Source organism: Bradyrhizobium dasycarpum (assembly GCF_042019905.1).
GTDB lineage: Bacteria > Pseudomonadota > Alphaproteobacteria > Rhizobiales > Xanthobacteraceae > Bradyrhizobium > Bradyrhizobium japonicum_B.
Window position 1 is genome coordinate 6,156,888 of the sequence record NZ_CP169574.1, and the last position, 26,044, is coordinate 6,182,931.

21 protein-coding genes and 3 pseudogenes are annotated in these 26,044 nt (G+C 64.0%); 3 read left to right on the forward strand and 21 right to left on the reverse strand.

What is annotated here, in order from left to right:
- Nucleotides 1–15: 15 nt before the first annotated feature.
- The 6 genes and pseudogenes from ACETMP_RS29380 to ACETMP_RS29405 all read right to left on the reverse strand — a co-directional run bounded on the left by ACETMP_RS29380 (nucleotide 16) and on the right by ACETMP_RS29405 (nucleotide 7,083).
- Nucleotides 16–1,249, reverse strand: a pseudogene (locus ACETMP_RS29380) (ABC transporter substrate-binding protein).
- Between the two features lie 33 nt (nucleotides 1,250–1,282).
- Nucleotides 1,283–1,990: an ABC transporter ATP-binding protein gene (locus ACETMP_RS29385; protein ID WP_375158859.1), complete on the reverse strand. Its 708-nt coding sequence runs from the start codon at nucleotides 1,988–1,990 to the stop codon at nucleotides 1,283–1,285.
- The gene (locus ACETMP_RS29390; RefSeq protein ID WP_375162022.1) at nucleotides 1,977–3,749 is read right to left on the reverse strand and encodes an ATP-binding cassette domain-containing protein; all 1,773 of its coding nucleotides are present in this window, start codon (nucleotides 3,747–3,749) and stop codon (nucleotides 1,977–1,979) included. Before ACETMP_RS29390 ends, ACETMP_RS29385 begins: the two co-directional genes overlap by 14 nt.
- A gap of 2 nt (nucleotides 3,750–3,751) precedes the next feature.
- Nucleotides 3,752–4,687 (reverse strand): branched-chain amino acid ABC transporter permease, encoded by a 936-nt coding sequence (locus ACETMP_RS29395; RefSeq protein ID WP_375158860.1) that lies wholly within the window; start codon nucleotides 4,685–4,687, stop codon nucleotides 3,752–3,754.
- Nucleotides 4,688–4,766: 79 nt separating this feature from the next.
- The gene (locus ACETMP_RS29400) at nucleotides 4,767–6,161 is read right to left on the reverse strand and encodes an MmgE/PrpD family protein (RefSeq protein ID WP_375158861.1); all 1,395 of its coding nucleotides are present in this window, start codon (nucleotides 6,159–6,161) and stop codon (nucleotides 4,767–4,769) included.
- Nucleotides 6,162–6,189: 28 nt separating this feature from the next.
- Nucleotides 6,190–7,083, reverse strand: coding sequence for an NAD(P)-dependent oxidoreductase (locus tag ACETMP_RS29405; protein WP_375158862.1), 894 nt, complete (start codon nucleotides 7,081–7,083; stop codon nucleotides 6,190–6,192).
- Between the two features lie 243 nt (nucleotides 7,084–7,326).
- On the opposite strand from ACETMP_RS29405, the gene ACETMP_RS29410 reads away from it, so the two are divergent.
- From ACETMP_RS29410 to ACETMP_RS29420, 3 genes are read left to right on the forward strand one after another with little or no spacing between them, the layout of a single operon-like run.
- Entirely contained in the window at nucleotides 7,327–8,679 is a 1,353-nt protein-coding gene (locus tag ACETMP_RS29410; RefSeq protein ID WP_375158863.1) for an MmgE/PrpD family protein, read from the forward strand.
- 28 nt (nucleotides 8,680–8,707) lie between these two features.
- Nucleotides 8,708–9,094, forward strand: a complete 387-nt coding sequence (locus ACETMP_RS29415; RefSeq protein WP_375158864.1) for a carboxymuconolactone decarboxylase family protein — start codon at nucleotides 8,708–8,710, stop codon at nucleotides 9,092–9,094.
- 27 nt (nucleotides 9,095–9,121) lie between these two features.
- Nucleotides 9,122–9,931, forward strand: a complete 810-nt coding sequence (locus ACETMP_RS29420; protein WP_375158865.1) for an N-acyl homoserine lactonase family protein — start codon at nucleotides 9,122–9,124, stop codon at nucleotides 9,929–9,931.
- Between the two features lie 236 nt (nucleotides 9,932–10,167).
- Here the strand turns inward: ACETMP_RS29420 and ACETMP_RS29425 are convergent, their stop codons facing one another.
- From ACETMP_RS29425 to ACETMP_RS29495, 15 genes and pseudogenes are all read right to left on the reverse strand, one after another.
- The gene (locus tag ACETMP_RS29425) at nucleotides 10,168–11,235 is read right to left on the reverse strand and encodes a UDP-glucuronic acid decarboxylase family protein (RefSeq protein ID WP_375158866.1); all 1,068 of its coding nucleotides are present in this window, start codon (nucleotides 11,233–11,235) and stop codon (nucleotides 10,168–10,170) included.
- A gap of 12 nt (nucleotides 11,236–11,247) precedes the next feature.
- A complete protein-coding gene (locus ACETMP_RS29430) occupies nucleotides 11,248–12,372 on the reverse strand; it encodes a glycosyltransferase (RefSeq protein WP_375158867.1) in 1,125 nt (374 codons plus the stop codon).
- Nucleotides 12,369–13,457, reverse strand: a complete 1,089-nt coding sequence (locus ACETMP_RS29435) for a glycosyltransferase (protein ID WP_375158868.1) — start codon at nucleotides 13,455–13,457, stop codon at nucleotides 12,369–12,371. The genes ACETMP_RS29430 and ACETMP_RS29435 overlap by 4 nt, the downstream gene beginning before the upstream one ends.
- Nucleotides 13,454–14,584, reverse strand: coding sequence for a glycosyltransferase (locus ACETMP_RS29440; protein ID WP_375158869.1), 1,131 nt, complete (start codon nucleotides 14,582–14,584; stop codon nucleotides 13,454–13,456). Before ACETMP_RS29440 ends, ACETMP_RS29435 begins: the two co-directional genes overlap by 4 nt.
- A complete protein-coding gene (locus tag ACETMP_RS29445) occupies nucleotides 14,581–15,693 on the reverse strand; it encodes a glycosyltransferase family 4 protein (protein ID WP_375158870.1) in 1,113 nt (370 codons plus the stop codon). Before ACETMP_RS29445 ends, ACETMP_RS29440 begins: the two co-directional genes overlap by 4 nt.
- A complete protein-coding gene (locus tag ACETMP_RS29450) occupies nucleotides 15,690–16,976 on the reverse strand; it encodes a TIGR04295 family B12-binding domain-containing radical SAM protein (protein WP_375158871.1) in 1,287 nt (428 codons plus the stop codon). The genes ACETMP_RS29445 and ACETMP_RS29450 overlap by 4 nt, the downstream gene beginning before the upstream one ends.
- On the reverse strand, nucleotides 16,973–18,037 hold the full coding sequence (locus ACETMP_RS29455) for an NAD-dependent epimerase/dehydratase family protein (protein WP_375158872.1): 1,065 nt from the start codon (nucleotides 18,035–18,037) through the stop codon (nucleotides 16,973–16,975). Before ACETMP_RS29455 ends, ACETMP_RS29450 begins: the two co-directional genes overlap by 4 nt.
- Nucleotides 18,037–19,150, reverse strand: a pseudogene (locus tag ACETMP_RS29460) (NAD-dependent epimerase/dehydratase family protein). Before ACETMP_RS29460 ends, ACETMP_RS29455 begins: the two are co-directional and overlap by 1 nt.
- Nucleotides 19,151–19,359: 209 nt before the next feature.
- On the reverse strand, nucleotides 19,360–20,565 hold the full coding sequence (locus tag ACETMP_RS29465; protein WP_375158873.1) for a phosphopentomutase: 1,206 nt from the start codon (nucleotides 20,563–20,565) through the stop codon (nucleotides 19,360–19,362).
- 10 nt (nucleotides 20,566–20,575) lie between these two features.
- A pseudogene (locus tag ACETMP_RS29470) lies at nucleotides 20,576–21,505 on the reverse strand (beta-xylosidase); the annotation flags it as partial.
- A complete protein-coding gene (locus tag ACETMP_RS29475; RefSeq protein WP_375158874.1) occupies nucleotides 21,505–22,269 on the reverse strand; it encodes a TIGR04290 family methyltransferase in 765 nt (254 codons plus the stop codon). The pseudogene ACETMP_RS29470 and the gene ACETMP_RS29475, both read right to left, overlap by 1 nt.
- Complete coding sequence (locus ACETMP_RS29480; protein ID WP_375158875.1) at nucleotides 22,266–23,075, reverse strand: nucleotidyltransferase family protein; 810 nt, start codon at nucleotides 23,073–23,075, stop codon at nucleotides 22,266–22,268. Before ACETMP_RS29480 ends, ACETMP_RS29475 begins: the two co-directional genes overlap by 4 nt.
- A gap of 2 nt (nucleotides 23,076–23,077) precedes the next feature.
- Complete coding sequence (locus ACETMP_RS29485; RefSeq protein WP_375158876.1) at nucleotides 23,078–24,181, reverse strand: glycosyltransferase; 1,104 nt, start codon at nucleotides 24,179–24,181, stop codon at nucleotides 23,078–23,080.
- Complete coding sequence (locus ACETMP_RS29490; protein ID WP_375158877.1) at nucleotides 24,178–24,774, reverse strand: histidine phosphatase family protein; 597 nt, start codon at nucleotides 24,772–24,774, stop codon at nucleotides 24,178–24,180. Before ACETMP_RS29490 ends, ACETMP_RS29485 begins: the two co-directional genes overlap by 4 nt.
- Nucleotides 24,774–25,874 carry an inositol-3-phosphate synthase gene (locus ACETMP_RS29495; protein WP_375162023.1) on the reverse strand — a complete coding sequence of 367 codons (1,101 nt, stop codon included), beginning with the start codon at nucleotides 25,872–25,874 and terminating at the stop codon, nucleotides 24,774–24,776. Before ACETMP_RS29495 ends, ACETMP_RS29490 begins: the two co-directional genes overlap by 1 nt.
- Nucleotides 25,875–26,044: the final 170 nt, after the last annotated feature.

Here is a 26,044-nt window from a genome sequence, read left to right on the forward strand (position 1 = left end):
GAAAATTGCGCGATGTTACTTCTTCGGCCAGAACGGCTGTGCCTGCGCGAGCTCGGGCGGATAGACGGTGACCGGCACGCCCGATTGCCATTGCACGATGACGACGCCGGCGCCGACCCTGCGGCCCTTCTCGTCGAACTTGAGCTGGCCGCCCGGATAGTATTTCGACGGGCCGGCATCCATGGTGCGGAAGGCCTGCGCGACCGCATTGCGGTCGGCCTTGCCGGCCTTCTCCAGGGCTTCCTTCATCAGCCACATGTCGCCATAGGTCGAGATGACGTTCTGCGTCATCCAGGGCTCCTTGTATTTGGCCTTCAGCTCGGCGATCAGCGCCTCGTGACCCTTCGAGCCCCAATTCGCGACGATGGTCATGATGCCCTGCACGGTCTCCGGGCTCACGCTCTGCAGCATGTCGGGCTCGGCGATGGTGATGCTGAAGGACACGGTCGGGATCTTGCCCTGGCCGAGGCCGAACTCGCTGATCTTCCTCGAGCCCGAGCTTGGCGTCCGACACCGCGTTCGGCATGAACAACAGCAGATCGGGCTTGGCCGAGCGGACCTTCTGGATCAGCGGCGTCGCATCCGACAGCGGCGGGGTCCAGACCTCCTCGACCACGAGCTGGAGGCCTTCCTGCGCGAACAGTCTTTCCTTCAGCGCCTTGGCGGTCGCGACCGAGGTTGCGGTGTTGTCCATCAGCATCGCCACGGTCTTCGGCCTCTTGCCCGAGGCATTCTCGGCAAGCTTCATCAGCGTCGGCAGGCCGAGCTCGGACTGGCGGCTCGCGGTCGCCGCAGTCTGGAAGATGTATTTGAAGCCGCGGTCGGTCAGAAGGTCCGAATACGACAGCGTCAGCACCGGCAATTCAGCCCGCTCGGTCACTTCGGTCACCGCGAGCGTGAAGGAGGAGAGATAGGCGCCGGTGGCGGCGACCAGGTCGGGCTCCTGCGCGACCATGCGCTGCGCGGCGTTCTTGGCCTTCTCGGTGGTGTCGCCGCAGTCGATCACGACCAGCTTCAGCTTGGCGCCGCCGAGCGCCTTGATACCACCTTGCGCGTTGATGTGCTCGATGCCCATCTCGGCGCCCATCTTCATCACCTGGCCCGGACGGGTGTAGATGCCCGACAGCGGCACGATCAGTCCGACCTTCACCTCGGCCGGGGCCTGCGCGTGCGCCACGCCGGCGAGGCCGACGGCGGCAGCGCCGGACAGCACGGTGCGACGCGTCAGTCCCTTTGAAGTCTTGTTCATTTTGTTTCTCCCTGGTCCTTGTTCTTATGTTGGTCACATGCCGAGATAGGCCTTACGCACGCGATCGTCGGCGCGCAGCGTGTCGTTATTGCCTTCGAGCACGACATGGCCGGCTTCGAGGACGTAGCCGTGGTCGGCCGATTCCAGCGCTTCAGCGACGCGCTGCTCGACCAGCAGCATGGTCAGGCCGGACTGGCGGCGAATATCGATCAGCCGTTCGAAGATGAAGTCGGCGGTCGAGGGCGCCAGCCCCATCGAGGGCTCATCGAGCATCAACAGCTTCGGCGAGGAGGCGAGGCCGCGGCCGATCGCGAGCATCTGCTGCTGGCCGCCGGACATCGTGCCCGCGAACTGGTTGCGGCGCTCCTTCAGCACCGGCAGCCATTCGAAGATGCGCTCGATGTTGCTCTGCCAGTCGCGCCGGCCGCTCTCGGTCATCGCGCCCATTTCCAGGTTCTCCATCACGGTCAGTGATGGGAAGACCTGGCGACCCTCGGGGACGTGGGCGATGCCGAGATGGGCGCGTTGCGGTGGGGGCACTGCGAGCAGATCGACGCCGTCGAAGGTGACGGCCCCGCCGCTCGGCTTGACGATGCCGGAGATGGTCTTGAACAGCGTGGTCTTGCCGGCGCCGTTGGGGCCGACGATGGCGACGAACTGGCCGGCGCCGACATTGATTGAGATGTCGTTCAGGACGGGCTTGGCCGAATAGCCCGCGCTCAATCCCTCAATTCGCAGCATGGCCCACCCATTTCTTGCCGAGATAGGCCTCGATCACGCGGTTGTCGCGCGTCACCACCTCCGGCAGGCCTTCGGTGATGACGGCGCCGTGGTCGAGCACGAGAAACCTGTCGACCAGCCGGACCATCGCCTGCATGGTGTGCTCGATGATCGCGATGGTCGTGCCGTCGCGCGCGAGCTGCTGGATCACGGCGACGACCTCGTCGGCCTCGCCATGGCCGAGGCCTGCCAGCGTCTCGTCGAGCAGCAGGATGCGCGGCTGGCCGGCGATGGCGCGGGCCAGCTCCATCAGCCGCAATTCCTTGGTCGAGAGCTCACCGGCGACACGGTCGGCGACGGCGGAGAGCCCGACACGGGCGACCGCGTCCGCGGCAAGCTTGCGTGCCTCCTCGTCCGATCGCGCGCGCACATAGGCACCGACCACGACATTGTCGAGGATCGACATGCGCAGGAATGGCCGCATGACCTGGAAGGTACGCCCCACCCCGGCCTCGCAGATCACGTGCGGCCGCTGGCCGGACATGTTGCGACCGTCGATCAGAACCTCGCCCTCACTCGGCTTCAGGAAGCCGTTGAGGAGATTGAACAGGGTGGTTTTACCGGCGCCGTTGGGGCCGATGATGCCGAGGATCTCGTTCTGGTGCAGCTTGAAGCTGACGTCCTGCACGGCCTTGAGGCCGCCGAAGGACCGGGACAGGTTCTTCACTTCCAGCATGACCTCGCCGGTGGTGGCCCGCTGGCGCGGGGCGGGCTTTAGTGGAGTGACATTGGCGGCCGCTGTTTCGGGAACGTCAGCCGCAGCCGCCTTGGGCGCGATACGTTTGCGCAGCAGATCGCGCAGCTTCCAGAACAGGCCCTCGGGCGCCAGGAGGATGACGCAGACGATGGCAAAGCCGAAGATCACGCCCTGGATGCCGGGGAAGCGGTCGCCGGCCTCGGCATGGAGGATCTCGGCGAGCGGGATCAGGATCACCGAACCAATGACCGGACCCCAGACCGTGCCGACGCCGCCGAACATCGCGACCGTCAGCGCCTGGGCCGACACCAGCATGCCGAACACCGATTGCGGCGTCACAACCAGAAGAACCTGGGCGTAGAAGCCGCCAATCGCGGCGGCAATGGCCCCGCTCAGCGTGATCGCGCGCAGCTTCCAGGCGAGCGTGTTGATGCCGGCTGCCTCGGCTGCGGCCTCGTTCTGCTTGATCGCGAGCAGTGCCATGCCGAAACGCGAGCGCTCGATCACTTGCGTCAGCACGATGGTGGCCAGCATGAGCGCGAGCCCCAACAGGGTGTAGAAATGGGGATCGGCGAATTGCATATAGGCGATCGGCGCATCGCGCTTGATCGGAAGTGTCACCTCCTGGAAGCCGAGCCACTCGAACACGTAGAGGATGGCGAGCGGGTAGGCGAGCATCGCCAGGGCGAAATAATGGCCCTGCAGGCGGAAGGTCGGAAACCCGATCAGGAGGCCGGCGATGCCGCCGAGCATGGCCGCGACCGGGATCAGCAGCCAGGGCGAGATGTCGAAATAGATCTGCCCGAGCGCGGTCGCATAGGCGCCGATGCCGAAGAACGCGGCGTGGCCGAACGAGATCAGTCCGGTGTAGCCGCTGAGCAGATTCCACGACAGGCCGAACACCGCCCAGACCGGCACCAGCGTCAGGATCAGCTGGTAGTAGGAGTTAGTGACACCGAGCGACACGACCGCATAGGCGAGGGTGAAGAGCAGGGGAGGCAGAAAGGAGCGCATCCGGAGCATGGTCACGTCCTCTCCACCATTCGTCCGAAGAATCCTTGCGGACGGAAGAAGATAATGAGGAGGAAGACGGCGAAGATCGCGGCGTTCTGCAGCTGCGTCGGCAGGATCAGCGTCGACATCTGCTGCACGAGGCCGATGGTCATGCCGCCCCAGAACGCGCCGATGATGCTGCCCATCCCGCCGAGCACGACACCCGCATACATCACGATGACGTATTCGAGGCCGACGAACGGGTGGAACGGATAGTTGGTGGCGAGCAGGCCGCCGGCGATCGCCGTGATGCCGCAGCCGAGCGCGAAGGCGGTGCGGTGCGCGCGGTCGACGTCGATGCCCATATAGGTCGCGGCGGTCGGATTATCCGCGGCGGCACGCAGCGATTTGCCGATCCGGGTTCGCGTGATCAGCAGCGATAGCAGGATCATCATGATCAGCGAAACGACCATGTCGATGCTGCGCGCCTTGTTGAGGAAAATGCTCATGTCGAAGAAGGGGCCGAGCTCCCAGGCCGAGCTCGACAGCGGCGTGCGGATCGAGGCCAGCACCGAGCCGAACACGAGCAGACCGCCGTTCTGCAGGATCAGCGCGATGCCGAGCGTCAGGATGAGCTGGGCGTAGTGGCCTTCGCCTTCGAGCGAAGCGGTGCGCGTCCCTGAAACGTGCGAGATCAATGTCCGGTGAACGAAGTAACCGAACACGGCGAGCACCGGGCCGGCCAGCAGAATGGCGACGAACGGTCCGACCGCATTGCCGAAGAACGATTGAACGCCGGCGGCGGTGAACAGATAGAACGCCGTGTACATGCCCAGCATCATGAAATCGCCATGGGCGAAGTTGATGACGCGCATGACGCCGAAGATCAGGCCGAGCCCGACGCACATCAGGCCGTAGACGGCGCCGATCAGAAGGCCCGCGGCGAGCGCTTGCAGAAATCCTTCCATCAGCTTCGCCTCCGCGCGGCTGACGAACCTAAGCGGGTCTCGAAATCGACCATGTTTCCCCCGTACTCTCCGGCATTTCTTATGATGCCGATCGTAAAACCCGTTCCGCCGCATCCAGGCGGCATTGCGCTGCGATGTCGCCGGCATTGCCGAGCCGTTCGCTGCTCTCGATGAGCTGCTCGAGCCGGTGCGCGTGGTCATCGCCGAGAATGCGGCTGGCGGCAGCGCGGAAGCGCGCGCGAATATCTGAAGGCGTTGCGGCAATGACGTCGGGCAAAGCGTGCCGGATGGTCCGGCCGCTCCGCAGATGCACGGTTACATCCGCGCCCTGCTTGCCGGGAAACGCGGCGGTGAAGCCGGGATCCCGCTCAAGGTCCGTGACCGAGACGAGGCGGAGGATGTCGGCATCACCGAGGTCGGCGTAGTTCTCTTCCTCGATCTCGCCCCGCGTCAGCGTCGCCGCGACGCTGAAGGGAATGCTCATCTTGGCCTGGAGAGCATTGCGGTAAGGTCCCATGGAATCGCAGCCGGGATAGCGCACGGCGGCATCGGGAGCGCGAATGACGATGCGGTCGATCTCATCGGTGCCGGCGAGCTCATGCGAGACGCGGAGCGCGGCCTGGGCGGCGGTCTGCGCGAAATTGCAGGCCGGGACCGGCTTGTTGTAGACGGCCATGATCTCGCATTCGCCGTTCGGGAACAGCGCGATGCCGTCGGGCGCAGCCTGCCGGCGATAGGCGGCGAACAGGCCGGCCTCGCCTTCGAGGATTGTTTCGGAGCCGAAGGCGCCGGCTGCGGCGAGGCCGACCGCCTTGATCGCGTTGCTGGCGGCGAAGCCCGGATGAAAATACATGTCCGAGCCGCCGGCATGCGGCCACTCGTTGAGGCCGCTCGACGTGTTGGCTGCGATCGCGATGGCGCTGGTCGCCTGGTCCTCGGAGTGGCCGAGCGCGAAACTTCCGGCGAGCGCTGCACCCGGAGGGGCTACGAGGCCGGTCGGACGATAGAGGCGAGCGAGATCCGAGGTCAGGAGCGCGCGGCCGATCCGCGCGCCGGTCTCATAGCCGATGATGGCGGCCGCGAGCAGCTTCGCGCCGGACAGCGGCGCCTGTTCAGACAGCGCGAGCAATGTCGGCCAGATCACCACGCCGTGGTGCGCGATGCTGGCGGCATGCATGTCTTCCCGCACGAGACCGTGGCCCATCACGGCGTTTGCGAACGCCGCGTCGGCCGGCGAGGAGAGTTGCGACGTTCCGATGATGGTTGCGCGGCCGCCGTCCTGAGCGATTTGAACCGCCTGACGGCTCCAGGGATGATGGCCAGCCTCGAAAGCACAGGACAGGAAGTCGAGCAGGCAGAGCTTGGCCTTGGCGACGACGTCGGGCTCGAAATCGCCGAGATCCATGGCGAGTGCGCTCCGCGCCATCTGACGCGCGAGCGATACCTTGCCGGATCCGGTCGGGCCGTTCGTCATTGCAGGTCGCTCTCCCAAGGCTTTGCGCTCAGCCGCGCATCTCGACCGCGGCCCATTCCTCGAGCACCTTGGCAATCGAGGTGAAATCGGATGAGGCTCCGTATTTGGCGTTGGTGATCGCCAGCATCTGCCGCACCACCGCGCCGCAGACCATCGGCACGCCCATGGCCTCGGCCTCGTCCACGCAGAGACGGACGTCCTTGTAGGAAAGGCCGGTGGTGAAGCCGAAATCGAAGGTGCCCGGCAGCACCGAGCGGGGGAATTTGTCTTCGGAAGCGCTGTTGCGGCCGCTGCTGGCGTTGATGATGTCGATCAACACCTTGGCGTTGACGCCGCCCTTGACGCCCATGGCGACGGCTTCCGACGTGATCACCAGCGCCGCCGCCGCCATCAGATTGTTGGCGAGCTTGGCCGTCTGCGCCACGCCGGGCTTGTCGCCGGTGTAGAACAGCTTGCCGAAATTCTTCAGGATCGGTTGCACGGTCTCGTAGGTCGCCTGCGGGCACGACACCATCACCGCCAGCGTGCCGTTGACGGCGCCTTTGATGCCGCCGCTGACGGGGGCATCGACCAGCGTCATGCCCTTGGCTTTGAGGCCTTCCGCGACGAACTTCGCGGCGCCAGGACCCGAGGTCGAGAGGTCGACCACGATCTTCGCGCGACTGCCGCTGCTGATGCCGTCCTGGCCGAGCGTCACCGCCTTGACGATGTCAGGTGTCGGCAGGCTGGCGAGCACGATATCGGCACGGGAGGCGACGTCCGCCGGCGACTTGCCAAGGAGAGCGCCGCGCTTGACCAGCGGCTGCGTCGCGTCCGCTTGCGTGTCGTAGACGACGAGCGAATAGCCCGCGTCCATCAACCGCCCCGCCATGGGGCCGCCCATGCGGCCCGTTCCGATCACGCCGAGCGTCTCTCCCGCCATCGTTCACTCCCTGTCGCGCGATCCCCGCGGGGGCGCGCCGTCTTGATCTTGTCAGTTCGCCGTCCCGACATGGACGATCGCCGTCGTTGCGGCGGCGGGATCCGATGCCAGCGACGGGATTGTTATGATTGTCAGACAAGCTGTCAAGCATAACATTTGGGGTCGACAGTTTGCCGCGGTTCGGCATAAGGTCCGAAAAAAACGAGGAAGACGCCCCGCGTGCCGCAAGACCCGATTCCAAGCGTGAGCAGGACGCTCGCCGATTTCGTTGCGGCCTCGTCATGGCCAGACGTGGAGGCGCTGAGCCTCGAGGCGCGGCGCTCGATCCTCAATTTCTTCGCCACAGCGCTCGGCTCCGCGCGCGATCCCGTTGTGATGGCGGCGATGCAAACGCTACTGCCATTCAGCGGCGCCGCGACCGCAACGGTCATCGGGCATTCGCAGCCGATGGACGCGATGTGCGCATCGTTCCTCAACGCCGTCTCTGCCAATCTGCTCGATTTCGACGACACGCATCCGGAGACAATCATCCATCCGGCAGCGCCCGTCGCCGCTCCTATCCTGGCGTTAGCGGAGACGCGCAGGCTGTCGGGACGCGAGGTGCTGACGGCCTTCGTTCTCGGCGTGGATGTCGAGTGCCGCATCGGCAACGCCGTTTCGCCGCGCCATTATGCGCGCGGCTGGCACATCACCTCGACCTGCGGGATTTTTGGTGCGGCGGCGGCTTGCGCAAGGTTGTTGGCTCTACCTGCGGAAGGGATTGCGAACGCGATTGGAATCGCAGCGAGCCAGTCGGCGGGCAATGTCGAGAACCTGCCGAGCGCCGCCAAGAATGTCAGCGTCGGCAACGCGGCGCGTAACGGGTTGTTTGCAGCGCTGCTTGCGCAACAGGGCTATGAGGCCGCACCGCGCGCCATTGAAGGTCCGCTTGGCTGGGCGCGCACCATGGGCGACGAGCCGGATATTGCTCGTATGCTCGATGGCCTCGGCAAGACCTGGGAAATCGCGAAGAACACCTACAAGCCGTACCCCGCCGGCATCGTCTTTCATGCAGTCATCGATGCCTGCCTGCTGTTGCGGGAGCGGATTGGCCGGCGGGTCGATCAGATCGACACCGTGACGGTGCAGGGCTCGGCGCTGCTGCTCGCGCGCGGCGATCGTCCGGTCAACAACGAGCGCGACGCCCGCGTCAGTATCCATCATTGTGTGGCGTGCGGCTTGCTGCTCGGCGCGGCCGGCGTCGCCGAATTCAAGCGCGAGACGGTCGTCCGGCCAGATATCGCCCGGCTGCGGCAGAGGGTGAGGGCGGAGCGCGACGACGAGATGCACGATGGTGCCGCGCGCGTGATCTTGCGCCTGATGTCCGGCGATGTGCTCACGGAGACTGTCACCGCGCCGCGCGGCAGCCAGGCGGCTCCGCTTTCGAACAACGACCTCGAGGCCAAGCTGCGCGAAAGCGTGCGGACGGGCCAAAGCAATTGGGACCTGGACCGTGTCATCGACGCGATCTGGAAGCTCGATGCTGTGGCTGACGTCACCGAACTGCTGCAATCGCTGCGACCGCCATCGCCGGTCGGCCATACAATTTCGGACTAGAGTTTCTCAAGACCTGAAAGGGACGACCATGAGCAAGACCGAACTGTTCGAGAAGGGCCTCAAGGTTCGCAAGGAGGTGCTCGGGGAGGACTACGTCAACAAGTCGATCGCCGGCGCCGACGAGTTCACGCGCACCATGGCGGAGTGGTCCACCGAATTCTGTTGGGGCGCGCTGTGGACGCGGCCCGGCGTCGATCGGCGCACGCGCTCGATCGTCAATCTGGCGATGCTCGGCGCGCTGAACCGGCCGCACGAGTTGAAGCTGCACGTCAAAGGCGCCCTGAAGAACGGGCTGACCAAGGAGGAGATCAAGGAGATCCTGCTCCAGGTCGCCGTCTATTGCGGCGTGCCCGCCGGTATCGACGCCTTCCGCAACGCACGCGAGGCCTTCAAGGAAGTTGACGCGGAGCCCTGAACGCGTCCCATTTGGCTGGTGGAAGTGATGAGCGAGCCGGAATACGAGCTCTTTGCCATCCGCTACGCCACGCGGGAAGCGCGGCGGAGCGAGCACTTCATCGGCGGCGACCCGCACGAAGGGCCGATGCCGATGGACTATTTCATGTGGCTGGCGAGGGGAGGAGGACGCGTCTTCGTCATTGACACCGGCTTCAATGCCGCGATCGCGAAGCAACGCAAGCGGATGTTCCTGCGCTGCCCGGTTGAAACGCTTCGCGCCTTCGACATCGACCCAGCCGATGTCAAGGACGTGATCCTCACCCATCTGCACTACGACCACGCCGGCAATTTCGACCGCTTTCCGAACGCACGATTTCATCTCCAGGAGCGCGAGCTTACCTACGCCACCGGCCGCTACATGCAATATCCGAGGTTGTCGCATTCCTTCGAGGTCGAGGACGTCTGCGGCATCGTGCGGCTGAACTATGCGCGCCGAGTCCTGTTCTACGATGGCGATGCTGAGATCGCTCCCGGGCTGACGGTCCATGCGGCGGGGGGACATTCCGCCGGGCTTCAATTCGTCCGGGTCAACACGCGCCGCGGTCCGGTCGTGCTCGCTTCCGACGTCAGTCATTTCTACGAGAACCTGACCAGCGAGCGTCCTTTTACGACGGCGTTTCATGTCGGCGACATGCTGGTGGGGTTCGACAAGCTGCGCGCCGCAGCGCCCGATGCGGACCACATCGTTCCAGGCCACGATCCGCTCGTCATGATGCATTATCCAGCGCCAACCCCGGATCTGGACGGGATCGCGGTCCGCTTGGATGTGGCGCCGTCCGGTCCTGCTCATTCCTAGGGCGGCGAGAGAACCACGCACCGCATCCTTGTCGAGCTTCTCTCCCGGATGGGCTTTATCGTCCTGGGCGAACTTGGATACCGCTTAGAGGGCGGCGTGTGCGCCATGTGTGCACCGGAAGATCCGGAGAAATCTCGCGTGAACCGGTGTGCGGTGATGGCGTCACGAGGGTGGAAAATTTGTCCGTCCTGCTGTCGGAGGTTGGTGCCATCTCGCTGCGCTCTGTCGAGACGATGTCATCCACCGGGGTCACTGACCCTCAGCCGGCTTCGTGTTGCATGTCCGGATCTACGTGAAGCAACGGCCGGCACCAGCGTCGGCGACTCTCCCGCGAGGCGGAGTGCAAAATAGGCGATCGTGGCTTGGAGGCCGTCCTTCAGCGCGACACGCGGCCGCCATCCCAGCAACCGCGCGGCGGTGTCGATGACCGGCCTGCGGCGCTTCGGATCGTCCTTTGGCAGCGCCTCGAAGCGGAGTGGCGAGGCCGACTCGGTGTACGTCAGGACCTCTCGGGCGATGGCTTCGATCGTGACCTCATGAGGATTGCCGAGGTTGCAGGGGCCGGTCACCGATGGGGGGCTTTCCATCAGCAGTTGGAGACCTTGCACGAGATCGTCCACGAAGCAGAAACTCCGGGTTTGCGTGCCGCCGCCATAGATCGTGATCGGCTCGCCGCGCAGGGCTTGCACGATGAAGTTGGAAACGACACGGCCATCGTTCTCCAGCATGCGTGGGCCGTAGGTGTTGAAGATGCGAGCGACCTTGATCTCAGTCCCGTGCGTGCGGTGGTAATCAAACATCAGCGTCTCGGCGGCGCGCTTGCCCTCGTCGTAGCAGGCGCGTGGCCCGATTGGGTTGACGTTGCCGAGATAGGATTCAGGCTGGGGGTGCACCTCCGGATCGCCGTAGACTTCGCTCGTGGAAGCTTGCAGGACGCGGGCACCCTTGCGGTGCGCGAGCTCGAGCAGGTTGATTGTGCCCAGCACGCAGGTCTTCATCGTACCGACCGGATCTCTTTGATAATGCCGCGGCGAAGCGGGACAGGCGAGGCTATAGATGCGGTCAATTTCCCCTTCGATCTCGATTTCCTCTTGCACGTCATGCTCGATGAAGCGGAAGTTCGGATGGTTCAGGAGCGGCCTGATATTGGCGATGCTGCCCGTGAAGAGATTGTCGAGGCAGATGACGGCGTTGCCACGTTGCAACAACGAATCGCAGAGATGAGAGCCGATGAAGCCGGCGCCGCCTGCGATGAGCACGGTCGGCGAGCGGCGGAGCGTAGGGATACGGGTCTGGAGTGTCATGGCAGGCTCTCTTTAGAGTTCGGCGACTTGAACCGGACGGCCGGCGGCAGGGCGCGAGGATTTGCGACGGCGGCGTGCGGCTGCTTCGGCGTAGTAACCCTCCAGCTGGCGGGCGCGGTGGTCGGCGGTGTGATCGGTCAGAACGCGCCGGCGTGCGCTCTCCGCAACGGTGCGCCGACGCTCCTCAGGCATGTCGCGCAGGATTTCGATGACGTCGCGCGGGCTCGAGGCCAAAAGAATCTCCCGCGCCGGCGCGAAAATGGTTTCGATGCCCGGCCAGCGGTCCGAGATCACCGGCGTGCCGCAGGCGGCGGCTTCGAACAGGCGAACGCTCGGCGAGAAGCCTAGCGCACGCATGTCGGCGCGAGTCGCGTTCAGGGTGAATCGCTGTTCCGCATAGAACGCCGGGTGCTGCTTCGGCGCAAGGTGCTCGATCCGCAGGACATTGTCGGGCCAGACGATATCAGCGGGGTATTGCGCGCCTGCGACCGCGAACTGCTCTGACGACAGCGCGCAGGCCGGGGACAGCAGCAGCTGTTCGAGAATCGGCTGCCGGTCCTCGCTGTAGGTCCCGAGATAGCCGAGGGCCCATCTCGCCTCCGCTTGCTGTGGCGCGTAAGTCTCGATGTCGGCGCTGCAATAGAGAACCCGGGCCATCGGGCTGCCATACCGCTCCTCGATCATGTCGGGCACGGGACCACCGGCGAACGACAGATAGAGATCGAACCGCGGGATCATCGCGGCTGACAGATAGTCGAGGCCTTGGTCGAGCTTCGCGAGCGTTACGGGTGTGTCGATGTCGTAAAACGCAGTGATTCCACGCGCCTGGCTCGTGATCCACTCTGAGATGGCAAGGCCGTCGGGCACATAAGAACCGATGATCACGAGGTCGGCGTCCCGGATCAGCTTGCCGAAACGGCGAGGCACGTCCTTCAGGGACTGATAGAGCTCCACCGTCCACGATGTCGGGTCGGTGAGATCGCGATGCTCGCGATACCAGGCGACGTCGCGCTCGAGGAAGGTGACGTGGTGGCCTCGTCGTGCGAGGGCCCCGATCAGAGCGCGATAGGTCGTCGCGTGACCATTGCCCCATGACGATGTGACCGAAAGACCGACGACGACAATTCTCAGGTTCATTCTGCTGCCTCGATGCGCGAGCTGCTTCCGTCGAAGAGATCGTTGAACTTGCGAGCCCGGTGCCGATAGGTGTGTTGGCTCAGGATGCGCGCGCGGGCCCGGCCGGCGATCTCGGCGGCACGATCGGGGTTGAGAGCGTCGAGATGACCGGCAATCTCGGCTCCGTTCGCAGCCACCAGCACCTCGCGGTCCGGCTCCAGGAAATGCTCGATGCCGGGCCATTGATCGGTGATCAGGCAGGCGCCTGCGCCGATCGCCTCGAATACCCGCGTCGGCGGCGAGAAGCCGAAGCGCGCCATGCTGTCGCGGTTGACGTTGAGCGTGGCCAGGCCGGAGCCGAAGAAGGCGTTGTGCTGGCCGGTGCCGACATGCCCGACCTTGCGGATGTTCTTTGCGGTGCTCTTGGTATCCCAGCCAGAACCGCCGAGAACGAACGTCTTCTCGGGTAGCGCGCGCGCGACGTCGAGAAAGAAATGCTCAACGCGCTGCTCGCGATCTGGCAGGCGATTGGCCAACAGGCCGAGATCGCAGGCAAACTCCGGTTTGGGCGGGGAAGGAAAATGGGTCTCGGGGTCGAGCGCGTTGTAGATCGGCACACAATCCCGCGCACCCATGGCGCGATAGGCCGATACGACGCCTTCGCCGCCGCCGTAGGTCAGAACCATGTCGTAAGAGGAAATCGCGCGGCGCAGATGATGCTCGGCATCGTTTGCCATGGCTTCGAGCGTAGCGGGAGCGTCGACATCCCAGTAAATCCGCATGGTTCGAGACGGCAGGGCCCCAACCGCGATCTCTAGCTCCCGATCGAAGACCCCGACGCCGCTGGCCTTGATCAGCATGTCGGCCGATCGTGCCGCCGCGTCGAGTGAACCGCGCCAGCCCTCGTCTGTGGCGGGGTAGACGACGACTTTGGCCCAATCGGGATCGACGATGTCGCGATGGGCCTGTCGCTCGAAGGCATCGGGCTCGAAAAAGGTGATGTCGTGTCCAAGCGCTGCAATCTGCTTGAGCATGCCGCGATAATAGGTGGCGGCACCGTTCCAGTAGGACGAGACGAGGCTGGATCCAAAGAAGCAGATCTTCATGCGGAGGCTCCGATGTATCGCAAGGGTCGTGACGAGCTGTCGGAGATCCGAATGCCCTCCACGATGTCCACGAGCTGCTGTGCGCGATGACGGCACGTATGGCGCTCCCGGATTGTCCTGAGTCCGGTCGCCACCATGGCGGCTGACAGGTCCCGATCATTGAGAACGCTGCGGAGCGCCAGCTTCATCTCGACGCCATCGGCGACTTGGAGATAAGCGCCGTCAGGAAAGAGGCCTTCGACGTCGGACCAGGGGGCCGAGATCAAGGGAATGCCGCAGGCGAGTGCCTCGAACACGCGAATGGTGGGGATGCCCGGAAGCGATCGCACATAGGGACCGCGGGGGACGTGAACGGTCGCGCGCGCCCCCGCGAAGGCGACCGGCGCCCAGTGCGCAGGCAACCAGCCGCCATAGCGGATGCGGGCGGCCTGGATGGTCTGAAGAGCCTGATCGGAATAACGGACGCCGTAAACGCTTGCACGCAAGCCTAGCTCGGCGACGGGCTCGACCAGAAACTCATTGAGCTCGGCACTGCGTTCGCCATCGCCCCAATTGCCGATCCAGACCAGATCATCCGTACGTTCGACATGCGGCAAGGGATGATACATGGCGATGTCGGCTGCCTCGTGCCAGGTATAGGCACGATCTGCCCAGCCGAGATTCACATAGATCTGGCGCAGCACCTCGCCAAATGCGAGCACGCCGTCGAACGCATCGAGGTCGAACTGTCCCAGCTCATCCGGCGCAGTAACCGCCCTGTGATGGGTGTCATGGAACAGGAGCGTGAAGGGCGCGCCGTGCGCGCGCTTGGCTCCGATTTTCTCGATCACAACAGGCGAATTCCATTCGTGCACAACCACGAGATCGGCGCCATCAAGAGCTTCGTCGAAATCGAGTGAGGCATCAAAGCGACGAATGGAAACGCCGGGGAAGAGTTGTCCGATGTCTTGTAGAGCCCCACTGCCGTTTTCGCGGATGGCATTCAACCGGCTCCAGCCATCGACCGGCTCGAACACGACGACGTCGTGTCCGAGCGCACGTAGCTCTCGGGCGTAGCCGCGCAGGAAATGAGCGTTGCCGTTATTCCAGCAGGAGGTGAATGCATGATAGAACAGGACGCATTTCATGCGCGCACCTCGATCTGCTTGGCTTGAGGTGGCGAGCGGGTGGAAGCGAGCAATCCTTCGTAGAGCTTCTGATAGGCGCTGGTCGTGCGGGCCAGAGAATAGCTCAACGAGTGTTCATAGGCGGCGCGTTGCAGGCGCGTCCTTTCGCGCTCGTCGGCACTGAGTTCGACGAGAATGCGATGCAAAGCCTGACTATCGCTTGGGTCAAAAAGCCGCGCGGCTCCGCTCCACAACTCCCGGAAGGTGGGAATATCCGACAGCACCAGCGCGCAGCCGGCAGCGGCCGCCTCCAGCACGGAAAGGCCGAACGGCTCGTACAGCGCGGGGCTGGCAAAGATCGCTGCGTGCTGGAGATGATCGCACAACACGCCGTGCGATAATGGGCCGAGCCAGGTGATGCCGGCAGGCGGGTTGCCGTCAGTAGGGCCTGCGATCTCGACCGGCCAATCTAGTGCGTGCGCAGCCGCGGCAAGAGCTTCGATATTTTTGGCACGATCCCACAGCCGGCCGGCCGCGAAGATCAGCTCCCGCTTTCGATTTGGCGGCGCGCCAGCCGCAGCTCCATTCCAGATCACCACGCCGGGGGAGCGGGGCTGATAGATCTCCACGATGTCATCGTGGAAGGACTGGCTCGGACAAACCCAGGCTTCCGTGCTGTCGAGCGCAGCGGCCACCCGTTCCGTATAGCGCATCCAGCGGGGCTCGTTGAGCCAGGCCGAATCCTTGCAGGCTCGCGCCCATGAGTTGACGCAGGAATGCGCCACGAGAATGGTCGGCGCGCGCCACGGCAGCGTGGCCTCGCGGAAACTATTGAGGTGGACGATGTCTGGCCTGAATCGCGCTTCCAAGCCGGCGAGGGTGCGCCTGGCGTGAGGGAAGTCGTGTCCTTCCGGATCCTGCCATTCAAGCGCGAGATCCGTTTCGATCAGCCGGACTCGCGAGTCGCCCAGCATCTCACACTGGTCGGCGCGTGGGGGCGGGCCCATTGTCGCCAGTATCACCTCGGCGCCCGAAGCGGCAAGGCTTGCGGCGAGCGCGCAGGAATAGGTCCATACGCCGCCGATCGTGTCGGTCGTCATCAGGATCCTGATGTCCGCTCCTTTCCTCATGGCGCCACCGGATATTCGAGGGCCTCGAGCGGAATGGGCCGGTCGTTCTGCACGTCGCTGAACTGGTCGAACATTCCCAGATAGTGTTGATGCGCGCGCTCCCAGGCGAAATCGTCGGCTTCGCCCCAGAGCTTTCGGTAGTCGGGCGAGCCGGGATAGGGGTAGAGCGGGACCGGGTCATTGGCCCAGATTCCGGCATCCTGCATCTTGTGGCGCCAACGCTGCACCACAGGGTCGTCGTCCTCGGGAACCTCGATCAGATTGGCCTGTACGAACGGAACGTGGCGGCGGGCTTCGACCAGCCGGTCGGCGAGCTGGTCGGTGGTCATCTTGCAGTTCTTGGCGAGCGCCGCGCGGCCCTCGACGGTGAGGCTCTCGATCCCTGCCTCGATCGAGACGCACCCGGCGCGGCCCAGCAGGGCGAGCATATCCGGCTTCCAGAGATCGATCCGCGTCTGCACGCCGAATTTGAGGCCGCGCGTGCTCAGCCCTTCAAGCAGCTCGGCGTTCGGCAGGAAGATCTCGTCGATGAAGTAGACATATTCGACGCCTTGCCCGCGCAGGCGATCCACTTCGGCGAGGATGGTCGCCGGAGGCCGCTTGCGGTAGGCGTTGCGGAAATTCTCCTTGGCGCAGAACGTGCAATTGTAGGGGCAACCGCGCGACGCCTCGACTTCCGCGCCGGGCCCTGCCGGCGCGGCCTCAAATCGGTGATGATGGTGGTAATGACGCCGGATCATCTCGTCCGGCCAATCGAGCGCCGGCTGATCCCTGAATTCGACTGCCTGCGGGCCGCCATTGACGCGGATCGAGGCGCCATCCGCAAAGCAAAGGCCGGGAAAATCCCGCTCGCCGTTTGCCAGCCGCAACAGGGATGCTTCGCACTCGCCCATCACGATGATGTCGACACCAAGCTTCTTTAGGGCCGACCTCGGCGTCGTCGAGCCGTGCGGACCGACTGCGACCAGGGTTGGAGCGAGGTCCCGAACCGCTATTGCAAGTTCTTGCGGGACCCGCAGCTCCGGAGGAGCGCAACGCCAGAACAGATAGGTCGGCGCGGTCGTGATGACGATCAGGTCGGGCGCGAACGCGCGTAGCTCGGCCTCGATATCCTCCAGCGACAGATCGAACATATGAGCATCGAGCAACAGCGTCCTGTGGCCTGCCGCTTTGAGATAATGCTCGGAGATGCCGAGCTCGAGCGGCAAGTGGGGGGAACGGCAGCCGAAATAGATGCTGCCGCCAAAATCCCAATTCGGGTTGATGAGGGAGACGCGCGTCATGCGAGCGCCTCGCGATTGCCCGGACCTGCTCCGAAGCGCCCATCCAGCCAGGTGTAGAGCGAGCGAAGGCCCTCTGCGATCGAGACCTGTGGGGCCCATCCGAGAGCCGTCGACAGGGCACGGGTGTCGGTGACGTACCAGGGCTGATCACCCGGACGCCAATCGGCAAAGCTGTGAGGGATCCCGTGACCCGTCAGTTCGGTGATGTGATCGATGAGTTCACGGAGGCTGATCGCATTGGCTGGTCCGCCGCCGAGATTGAATACGCGTCCCCGCGCGAGTGCGATGCGATCGAGCACCGCGAGCCACGCCGCCGTTGCGTCCGACACGTGCAGGGCGTCGCGAACCTGATAGCCGTCGCCGTAGATCGTCAACGGTTTGCCTTGGATCGCGCTCAGCAGGAAATGCGCGATCCAGCCCTGATCTTCCGTGCCGAACTGTCGCGGCCCATAGATGCAGCTCATGCGCATCACCACGGTCTGGAGGCCGTAGACCCGGGCATAGTCGTGGACGTACTGATCGGCAGTCCCCTTGGAGCAGCCATAGGGGCTGTAGAAGTCGAGCGGCGCGTTCTCCGAGATGCCGTCAGCCAGCAAGGCCCTGGTGGGTGTGTAGCGGCGGCCGGTGAGGGCGATCTCACTGTCTTCGATCAAACGGCCATAGACCTTATTGGTCGACGCGAACACGACCGGTGCGGAGCTGTTGTGAAGCCGAACCGCTTCAAGCACGTTCAGGGTACCGCGTGCGTTGATCTCGAAATCGGCGGCCGGATCACTTACGCTGTCGGTGACGGCGACCTGGGCCGCCAAGTGCAGCACGGCGCGGGCCTCGCGCACGGCATCGATCACCGGGATCGGCTCGCGGACGTCGGCCACCGCGATGGTGATGAGATCGCCGTGCCTGGATTTCAGCCATTGCGCGTTCTCACGCACGCCGGCGCGGGCCAGATTATCCAGCACCAATACGCGCTCGCCGCGCTCCGCCAGCCGGTCGGCGAGGTTGCATCCGATGAAGCCGCAGCCTCCGGTGATCAGGACAGGCCTGTCGTCTTGCTGATACATCACGCGACCAATCCTCGTTGCAGCAGCTCCTGGGTCGCCCGTTCCGCCTGGTCGTCGGCGATCTGGTCTGCAAGATAATCCGCGAGCTCCGCCAAGCCGTCCTTGAATGCGACGTGCGGCTCGAAGCCGAGAAGGTCGCGCGATTTGCCGATGTCTGCGAAGCAGTGCCTGATATCCCCGGCGCGATATTTCCTCGTGATCTCAGGCGCGATGTCGCGCCGTCCCATGACCTCAGCGAGGTCCTCGGCCACCGAAAGAATGCTCCTGCTTTGGCCCGAGCCGACGTTGAAGACATCCTGCGCATGTTCGGCTTCCAGCGCGATGCGGCAGGCGCGGGCGACATCGTGCACGTGAACGAAATCGCGACGTTGCTCGCCATCCTCGAACACGAGCGGGGGACGCCCATTGAGAAGGCGCGCGGCGAAGATGGCGAGCACGCCGGTATAGGGATTTGACAACGCCTGACGGGGGCCGAACACATTGAAGAAGCGCAGCCCCACGGTCGGGATGCCGTACGCCTTGCCGGTGATCAGGCACATGCGCTCCTGCGCAAACTTGTTCAGCGCGTAGATCGAGCTCAGTGAAGGCAGCTTGGTCTCCGGCGTCGGCACGGGCTCGAGCGGGTACCCCGCATTGTCGCGCAGCTCCCATTCTCCGCGGCGGAGTTGCTCGGTCGACCGCTCGTCGCAGGCCACGACGCTTTGATCCGGCCTGCGATACAGGCCTTCCCCCATAAATGCTCATGGAGGAGGCGACGACCAGCCGTTCGACCGGCCGCTTCGACAGCGCCTGAAGCAGGACGGCGGTGCCGAGCTCGTTCGTACGGACATAGGGTTCGATGTCGTACATGCTCTGGCCGACGCCGACGGCGGACGCGAGATGCAGCACCATGTCGGCACCGCGCAGGGCGTGCTCAACGGCACCGCTATCGGTTACGTTGCCAACAACGAGTTCGGCGTCGTCGGCGAGGTAGGAGGGACGCTGGCGGTTACCGCCGTGAACCTGCGGCGAGAGATTATCCAGCAGGCGGACCTCGTAGCCGGCGGAAAGCAATAGGTCCGTTGCATGGGAGCCGATGAAGCCCGCGCCTCCCGTGATCAATACTCGCGTCATTCACCGCTCCGTGCAACCTTGTGACCGATCCGTTGGGATCGGTCGCTGATGTCTGGTGAAGCGCACTTTGCTGACTGGTCGGACGACCTGCGCGCCGGTCACGTTTGAGTCAGAAGCGATGCAAGGAATGTTCGTTCCTCGAAATTGTACAAACGAATATTTCTCTAACCTGGATCAATAACTCAGGTGAATCGGTCCGGGAGCGCTCGCTAGAAGCGTGCACCGTGAAGCGGTTCGGGTAGGCCAAGATGCTTTGCCACGGTGGCTCCGATATCGGCAAACCCGGCACGACGGCCGATGGGAGAAGATGATTGCGTGGCCCAGGCGAGGATTGGCACCTGCTCGCGGGTGTGATCGGTGCCGTTCCAGGTGGGGTCGCAGCCGTGATCGGCGGTGATGATGAGAAGATCATCGCTTCGCAATCGGGACAGCAGTTCGGGCAGGCGATTGTCGAAGGCCTCGAGTGCCGCGGCATAGCCGATGATGTCGCGGCGATGGCCATACAGCGTGTCGAAGTCGATGAAGTTGGCGAACAGGAATCCTCCATCCGCAAGGCTCGCCAGCCCTTTCAACGTGGCATCGAAGAGCGCCATGTTGCCGTCGCCGCGCAGGTTTCGCCCGGTCGCGCGGTGGGCGAAGATGTCGTCGATCTTGCCGATGGTGACGATGTCGCGGCCGGCACCCGCCGCGTGGTCGAGGATGGTGTCTTCCGGGGGCGGCACGGAGAAGTCGCGCCTGTGCGCGGTCCGTTTGAAGTCGCTCGCGTTCGTGCCGACGAAAGGCCGGGCGATGACGCGGCCGATGTTGAGTGGACCGATCAGTCGTCTTGCGAGCGCGCAGATGTCGTAAAGACGGTCGAGCCCGAAGGTCTGCTCATGCGCGGCGATCTGGAACACGCTGTCGGCCGAGGTGTAGCAGATCGGCATGCCGGATCGCATGTGGCGCTCGCCGAACTCGGCGATGATCTCTGTGCCCGAGGCGTGGCAATCTCCGAGGATGCCGGGCAACCCGGCCTGCTCGCAGAAGGCGCCCGTCAGATTTGCGGGGAAGCAAGGTTTCGTCCGCGGAAAATAGCCCCATTCGAACGGCACCGGCACCCCGGCGATTTCCCAATGACCCGAAGGCGTGTCCTTGCCCTTCGAGATCTCGCTCGCGCATCCGAAACCCTGATGCGAGGCTTGGCCGTCCAGGCCAGGCGGCACGCGACCGGAGGCAAGGCCGCAGGCCTGGCCAAGCCCCAGCGCGACCAGATTTGGCAGCCGGAGCGGACCCTCGCGGAAGGCGCTGTCGGCCCGTCCGGCCGCACAGGCGTCCGCGATGTGGCCGACGGTGTCGGCACCGTCGTCGCCGTAACTCGCGGCATCCGGCGCGCCGCCGATGCCCGCGGAATCCATCACCAGGATCAGGGCACGCATATTGGCTCCCCGACGGGGGATCGGCCGATGCTGGCGCGGTACCAAGACCGGTCCTCGCGCAGTAACGGTCGACCATCGATGCGCAGAAATCGGCGAATTCATTGACGTCGAGCGGCGGGCTGGTGTGATGCGGCTCGATGCCGCGATGCTCGGGCGTGAAGCAGAACGTCACGGTGACCTGAAACTCCGCCAGCGCCTCCATCTGCTGGTCGAACCAGTCTAGCGCATTGGGACGGAAGCTGTCGGCCCATGACAGGCCCGTCCTGAGATGGGTCACGCCAAGCCGGCGCATCCAGCGCACGGCTTCGTCGAGGCGGTGATCCTCGAAGTGAAACCATTGGCAAAGCCCCATGGCCGGCGCGTGGGTGCCGAACAGGTCGGCGGCCGCCTTCGGTGTGCCATCCTCGCGCAGCAGCCCCATGTGAAAATGCCTGTAGTACGACGAGCCTTCGGCTTCCTTGTGCCGGGTCGTTGCTTCCCATGCGGAGGGGAGGTCATAGAGGCTGTACCAGTGAATGCGCGGCGCGCGGCCGATCAGGAGCTCGGCGGTGCGCGACAGACCCCAGGCTTGCACCTCCTCGGCGCCGAAGGAGGAGACGCCGACCTCGGTCACCCAGACGGGCAGGGAGGTGACCGCCTTGATCTCCTCGAGCTTGGCGGGCCATTCGCCGATCTGCCATAGATTCCAGTCGAGCGGAAATCCGTGCACGGCGACCGCATCGAAATGATCGAGCACGCCGCGGCCCTGCATCTTGCGCATGAAGGACGGATCGATCGGTGAGATGCCGCCGAGCACGATTGGGAGTGCTGGCCGGATGCCGCGAATAGCTTTTCCAGCAGCGGTCGCAAGATCGGCGAACATGACCCAATCCGGATCAATCTGAAGGTCCCAATGCGACTTGTTGTTCGGCTCGTTCCAGATCTTGGCCGCCTCGATCATCAGCTGGTGCTCCGGGATGGATAGACCGGCCCGTCCGCTTGTGGACGCGCGGTCCGCTTGCAGAGGTAAACTTCCTCTTCGGGATGTGCGGTGATCGCAAAGCCTGTGCTGCGCAGCATGGCCTCGACGCAGGCCCGGTTCGGGACCCACCAATTGGTGGGGTCATCCGCGTATTTGTGCTCGATGAAGTGCAGCTTTGGATAGCCGGCGGAATCGAACTGGTCGGTGGTCCAGAAATCGTAATTCTTGTCGATCTCATCGACATGACCGGCGCCGCGCTGCATCGACTGGAACAGCAAGAGATCCTTTGCGACATGTTCGTGGATCAGGTCCAACGCCAGCAGCGGATGACGCAGGTGGTAGAGCACGCCCATGAAAATCACGAGATCGAAAGTCTCGCGGAGCTGTCCGACATCATAGGCCGACATCTTGCGGAACTCGATCCGCAGGCCATTCACTTCGGCGGCAAATCGCGCCTGCGCCAGATACTCTTCGTCGGTGTCGAGACCAAGCACGCGCTCGGCCCCCCGCCGCTTCATTTCCATCGCGTAGAAGCCGGCATTGCAGCCAATGTCGAGCACGGTTTTTCCGTCGAGCCGGTCCGGAATGATGCCGGAGAAGCGACGCCACTTCACATTGGGATAGTCGCCAAGGAAGTGACCGGGAGCGGTCGGCACACCGTCGAGGTCGAGATTGTGAAACCACGGGCCGAGCGCGTCCACGCGCCTTCGAATTTCCTCGCGCGTGAGCAGCGCTCGTGTCATGCCGTCGCTCCGTTGTCCATTGCAGCGATCGATCGAGCCCCACCGGGCGAGGCGCCGGCCCGCAATCTCGACCGGCCATCAGCACCGTTGCCTCCCGTCAGGAGAGCCATAGCCGTGCGATAACCGTCGACCGTCCCCACATCGACATAGGACTCGCCCGCCTTGATCCCGATGCCGCGGCCGCCGGCTCGGAGATAGGCATTGACCAACGTGCCGAAATATTCGTCTTGTTTGTCCCGCTCGTGCCAGAGCGCGTGCAACTCGCGAAAGCCCTGGGCCGACATTCTGAAGGCGCCCCAGATCCAGCGCGATGCCGGGTTTGGCTGCTTAACCTGGATTTCACGCACGCTGTCCCCCTCGAGCACCACGGCATCGAAAAACTCCGGGCGCTCGACCGGGAAGAGCAGGAAGGAGAGGTCGGCATCGGGCAAGGCTTGCAAGGCGACCTTGGGAAACCAGACAGTGTCGGGCAGGCCGACAACGACGTCCTCGTCGTGGCCGATCACCGTGCCGGCCCGGAAGACGGCGTCGCACAGTCCGGACGCGTCGGGCTGGACGACATAGGCGAGCTGCGCGCTGCCGTAGTGATCGCCGAAATATTCCAGAATGTCGGATTTGCCCGGCGAGATCACGAAGCAGATCTTGTCCGCGCCCCCCAGAATCAGGCGCTCCAGCAGATATTCGGAGACTGCGCATGGACGTTCGGTGCCGTCGTCGCACCGGCTGCCCACCGGCAGCAGCTCTTTCGAGAACGCCAGCGGCTGGATGCGGCTGCCGCGGCCGGCGGCCGGAACGATGCCCCACATGGTCAGGCCTCCTCGGAATGCCGGCGATGCGCGCCGCTGCGGGCCGTCTGCTCGAGCAGCAATACCAGCTCGTTCGTGCGTTTGTCGGATGTGTGCTGGTCCATCGTGCGCTCGAAGGCGCGCCGGGCGATGGATTGAAGCTCGCTATCCGATATGGCCAGCGCCGTCAGGGTGTCCCGCGCATTATTGGCGATCAGAATCTCGTGGCCGGGTGTGAAGAAGTCTTCGATGCCCGGCCAATCGTCGCTCAGCAACGGAACCCCGCAGGCGGCCGCTTCGAACAGACGACCGGACGGGCACCATCCCATCTCCGCCATGGCTTTCCGGGTGACGTTAAGCGTCAAGCGCGAGGAGGCAAAAAACGGCGCATGCTCCGACGGCGGCAGATGCCGCACGAAATAGATGTTGGACGACCATGGAAAACCGTCGGGATATTGCGCCCCGCCGATCAGGAAGCGCAGGTCTTGCCGAGCTCGCGCCGGTTCGACAAGCAGCGCTTCGAGAGCGGGCTGACGGTCTTCGGAATAGGTGCCGAGATAGGACAAGTCTGCGCGGTAGTGGGGCTGGGCCGGCACTGGGCGATGAATATCGCTATCCACATGACCGTAGAGAGGACGAACGTCGCGGGCTCCAAGCTTGTCGCGGAATTCTTGGGCTACGCGCAGTCCGCCCGTGAAGCTGAGAACCAGCGCGAAATCCCGTAGCCCTCGTGGACCGATATAGGAAACGGGTTCACCCGCCATGAGACGTGCCAGAGTGATGGGGGTGTCGAGATCATAGAAGACGGGAGCAGCGTGTCCCTCGGACACGATCAGGTCGGTTGCGGCGATCGCGTCGGGACAATAGGACGTCACAATCGCGACATCGGCATCGCCGACGTCGCTGCGGGCGAGAGCGCGTGTCTCGTCCCAGCTCGAATACAGTCGCAGCTGGCCGGCCGGTAACTCGGAAAAGTCGCGGGCGCCGGCATAATAAGGCACGTCACGCTCGTAGAAGATGACCGAGTGGCCAAGACGCGTCAGATGCTTGCAGAGACCGCGCCACAGGGTCGCGTGGCCATTGCCCCAGGATGAGGTGATAGTCAGACCGAAAATGACGATCTTCACGCCGGCACCCGCTGGTTGATCCCTGTGATCCTGAATCCGCCCCTGTCCGCGCTGAGGGTGCTGACGCTGGCGGGGTCGATCTCGATCGACAGGAAATCGTCGAGACGCATACGCGCGTAGTACAACAGCGCCGCACGGATCGGCTCGGCATGACTGACGGCAACCACTATGCCGACGGCGGGATCGTTGCGCAGCTGCTCCAGATGGCCGACGATACGGTTCTGAAGCGAACGCATGCTTTCACCTGAGGGCGGGCGCGCACTTCCGCGCCTTTTGTTCCAGCGGGACCATTGCGGGTCTTGATCGAGTTCATCGAAAGACCGCCCGGTCCATTCGCCGTAGTCGAGTTCATCGAGAGCAGGTACGATCTCGATCGGTAGCCGGAACTGCGCCGCCAGAATGGAGGCGGACTGCATACAGCGCCGCTGCGGGCTTGAATGGATCAGCGACGGTTGTGGACTGACGCTGTTCGCGCAACGCGCCATTTCATCGCAGCCGATCTCGTCGAGGACGACGCCGTTCATTCGGCCGCACAGTGTGCGGCCGAGCAGGGCGTGGTGACCGTGACGCACGAGGTGAATGATCGTCGCCATCAGGTATACGCCTTGTCGTCGATGAAGGCGCGCGTCCGCCGTCCGGCCTCTTCATCGGTAAACTGCTGAGGCGGCGACTTCATGAAATAGCTCGAAGGGCCGGTCAGGGCGCCGCCTTGGCCACGGTCCATGGCGAGCTTTGCACAGCGCACCGCGTCGATCACCACGCCCGCCGAGTTCGGCGAATCCCACACCTCGAGCTTGACCTCGGCGCTCAAGGGCACGCCGCCGAACGTCGTGCCTTCCAGCCGGATGAAGGCGAGCTTCCGGTCAGTCAACCAGGGCACGTGATCGCTCGGCCCAACGTGAATATTGTCGGGGTCCATCGGGACGTCGAACTGACTGGTGACGGCCTGCGTCTTGGAGATCTTTTTCGATGCCAGCCTCTCGCGTTCAAGCATGTTCTTGAAATCGGTATTGCCGCCGACATTGAGCTGATAGGTACGATCGAGCCGAACGCCGCGATCGCGGAAAAGATTGGCCAGCACGCGATGCAGGATGGTGGCGCCGACCTGGCTCTTGATGTCGTCACCGACGATAGGAAGGCCCGCATCTTCGAATCTTCGCCGCCAGTCCGGGTTGGACGCGATGAAGACGGGAATGCAATTGACGTAGCCGCAGCCGGCCTCGATGGCACGCGCAGCATACCATTCGCTTGCGCGTTGCGAGCCGACCGGCAGGTACGACACGAGCACATCCGTGCGTGACATTGCCAGAACCTCCGAAACGTCGGCTTCGGGTACGTCGGCGACGGGAATGTCATCTTCGAGATAGCGCCCAATGCCGTCCATGACCGGGCCGCGCTGGACGATCACCCCGGTTTGGTCCACCTCGGCGAAGCGATGCGTGTTGTTCGGACGGGCGAAGATGGCATCGGCGACGTCGCGCCCGACCTTGTCGGCGTTGACGTCGAATGCCGATGCGATCTGAATGTCGCTGATATGGTAGCCGCCGAGATCGACGTTCATCAGGCCGGGTACCGGTTCATTCGACTTGGCGTTGCGGTAATAGGTAAGCCCCTGGACGAAGGAGCTTGCGCAATTGCCCACGCCGACGATGCCGACGCGCACGCGACGCCTGTCCTGAAGACGGGAATGCATGGACGAGAAACCTCCGGGAAAGCGCGTGGCGACAGCGTAAGTAGGTCGGCGAACGTGCCGGAAGGTATGTTCGTTCCTGTGCCGGAGCGGCCGTGCTTGCGTTGGGAGCGATTCAGGCCAACAAAATGCGGGGCGATTAACCTGGATTAGAATCCCCGTTCGCATCAACG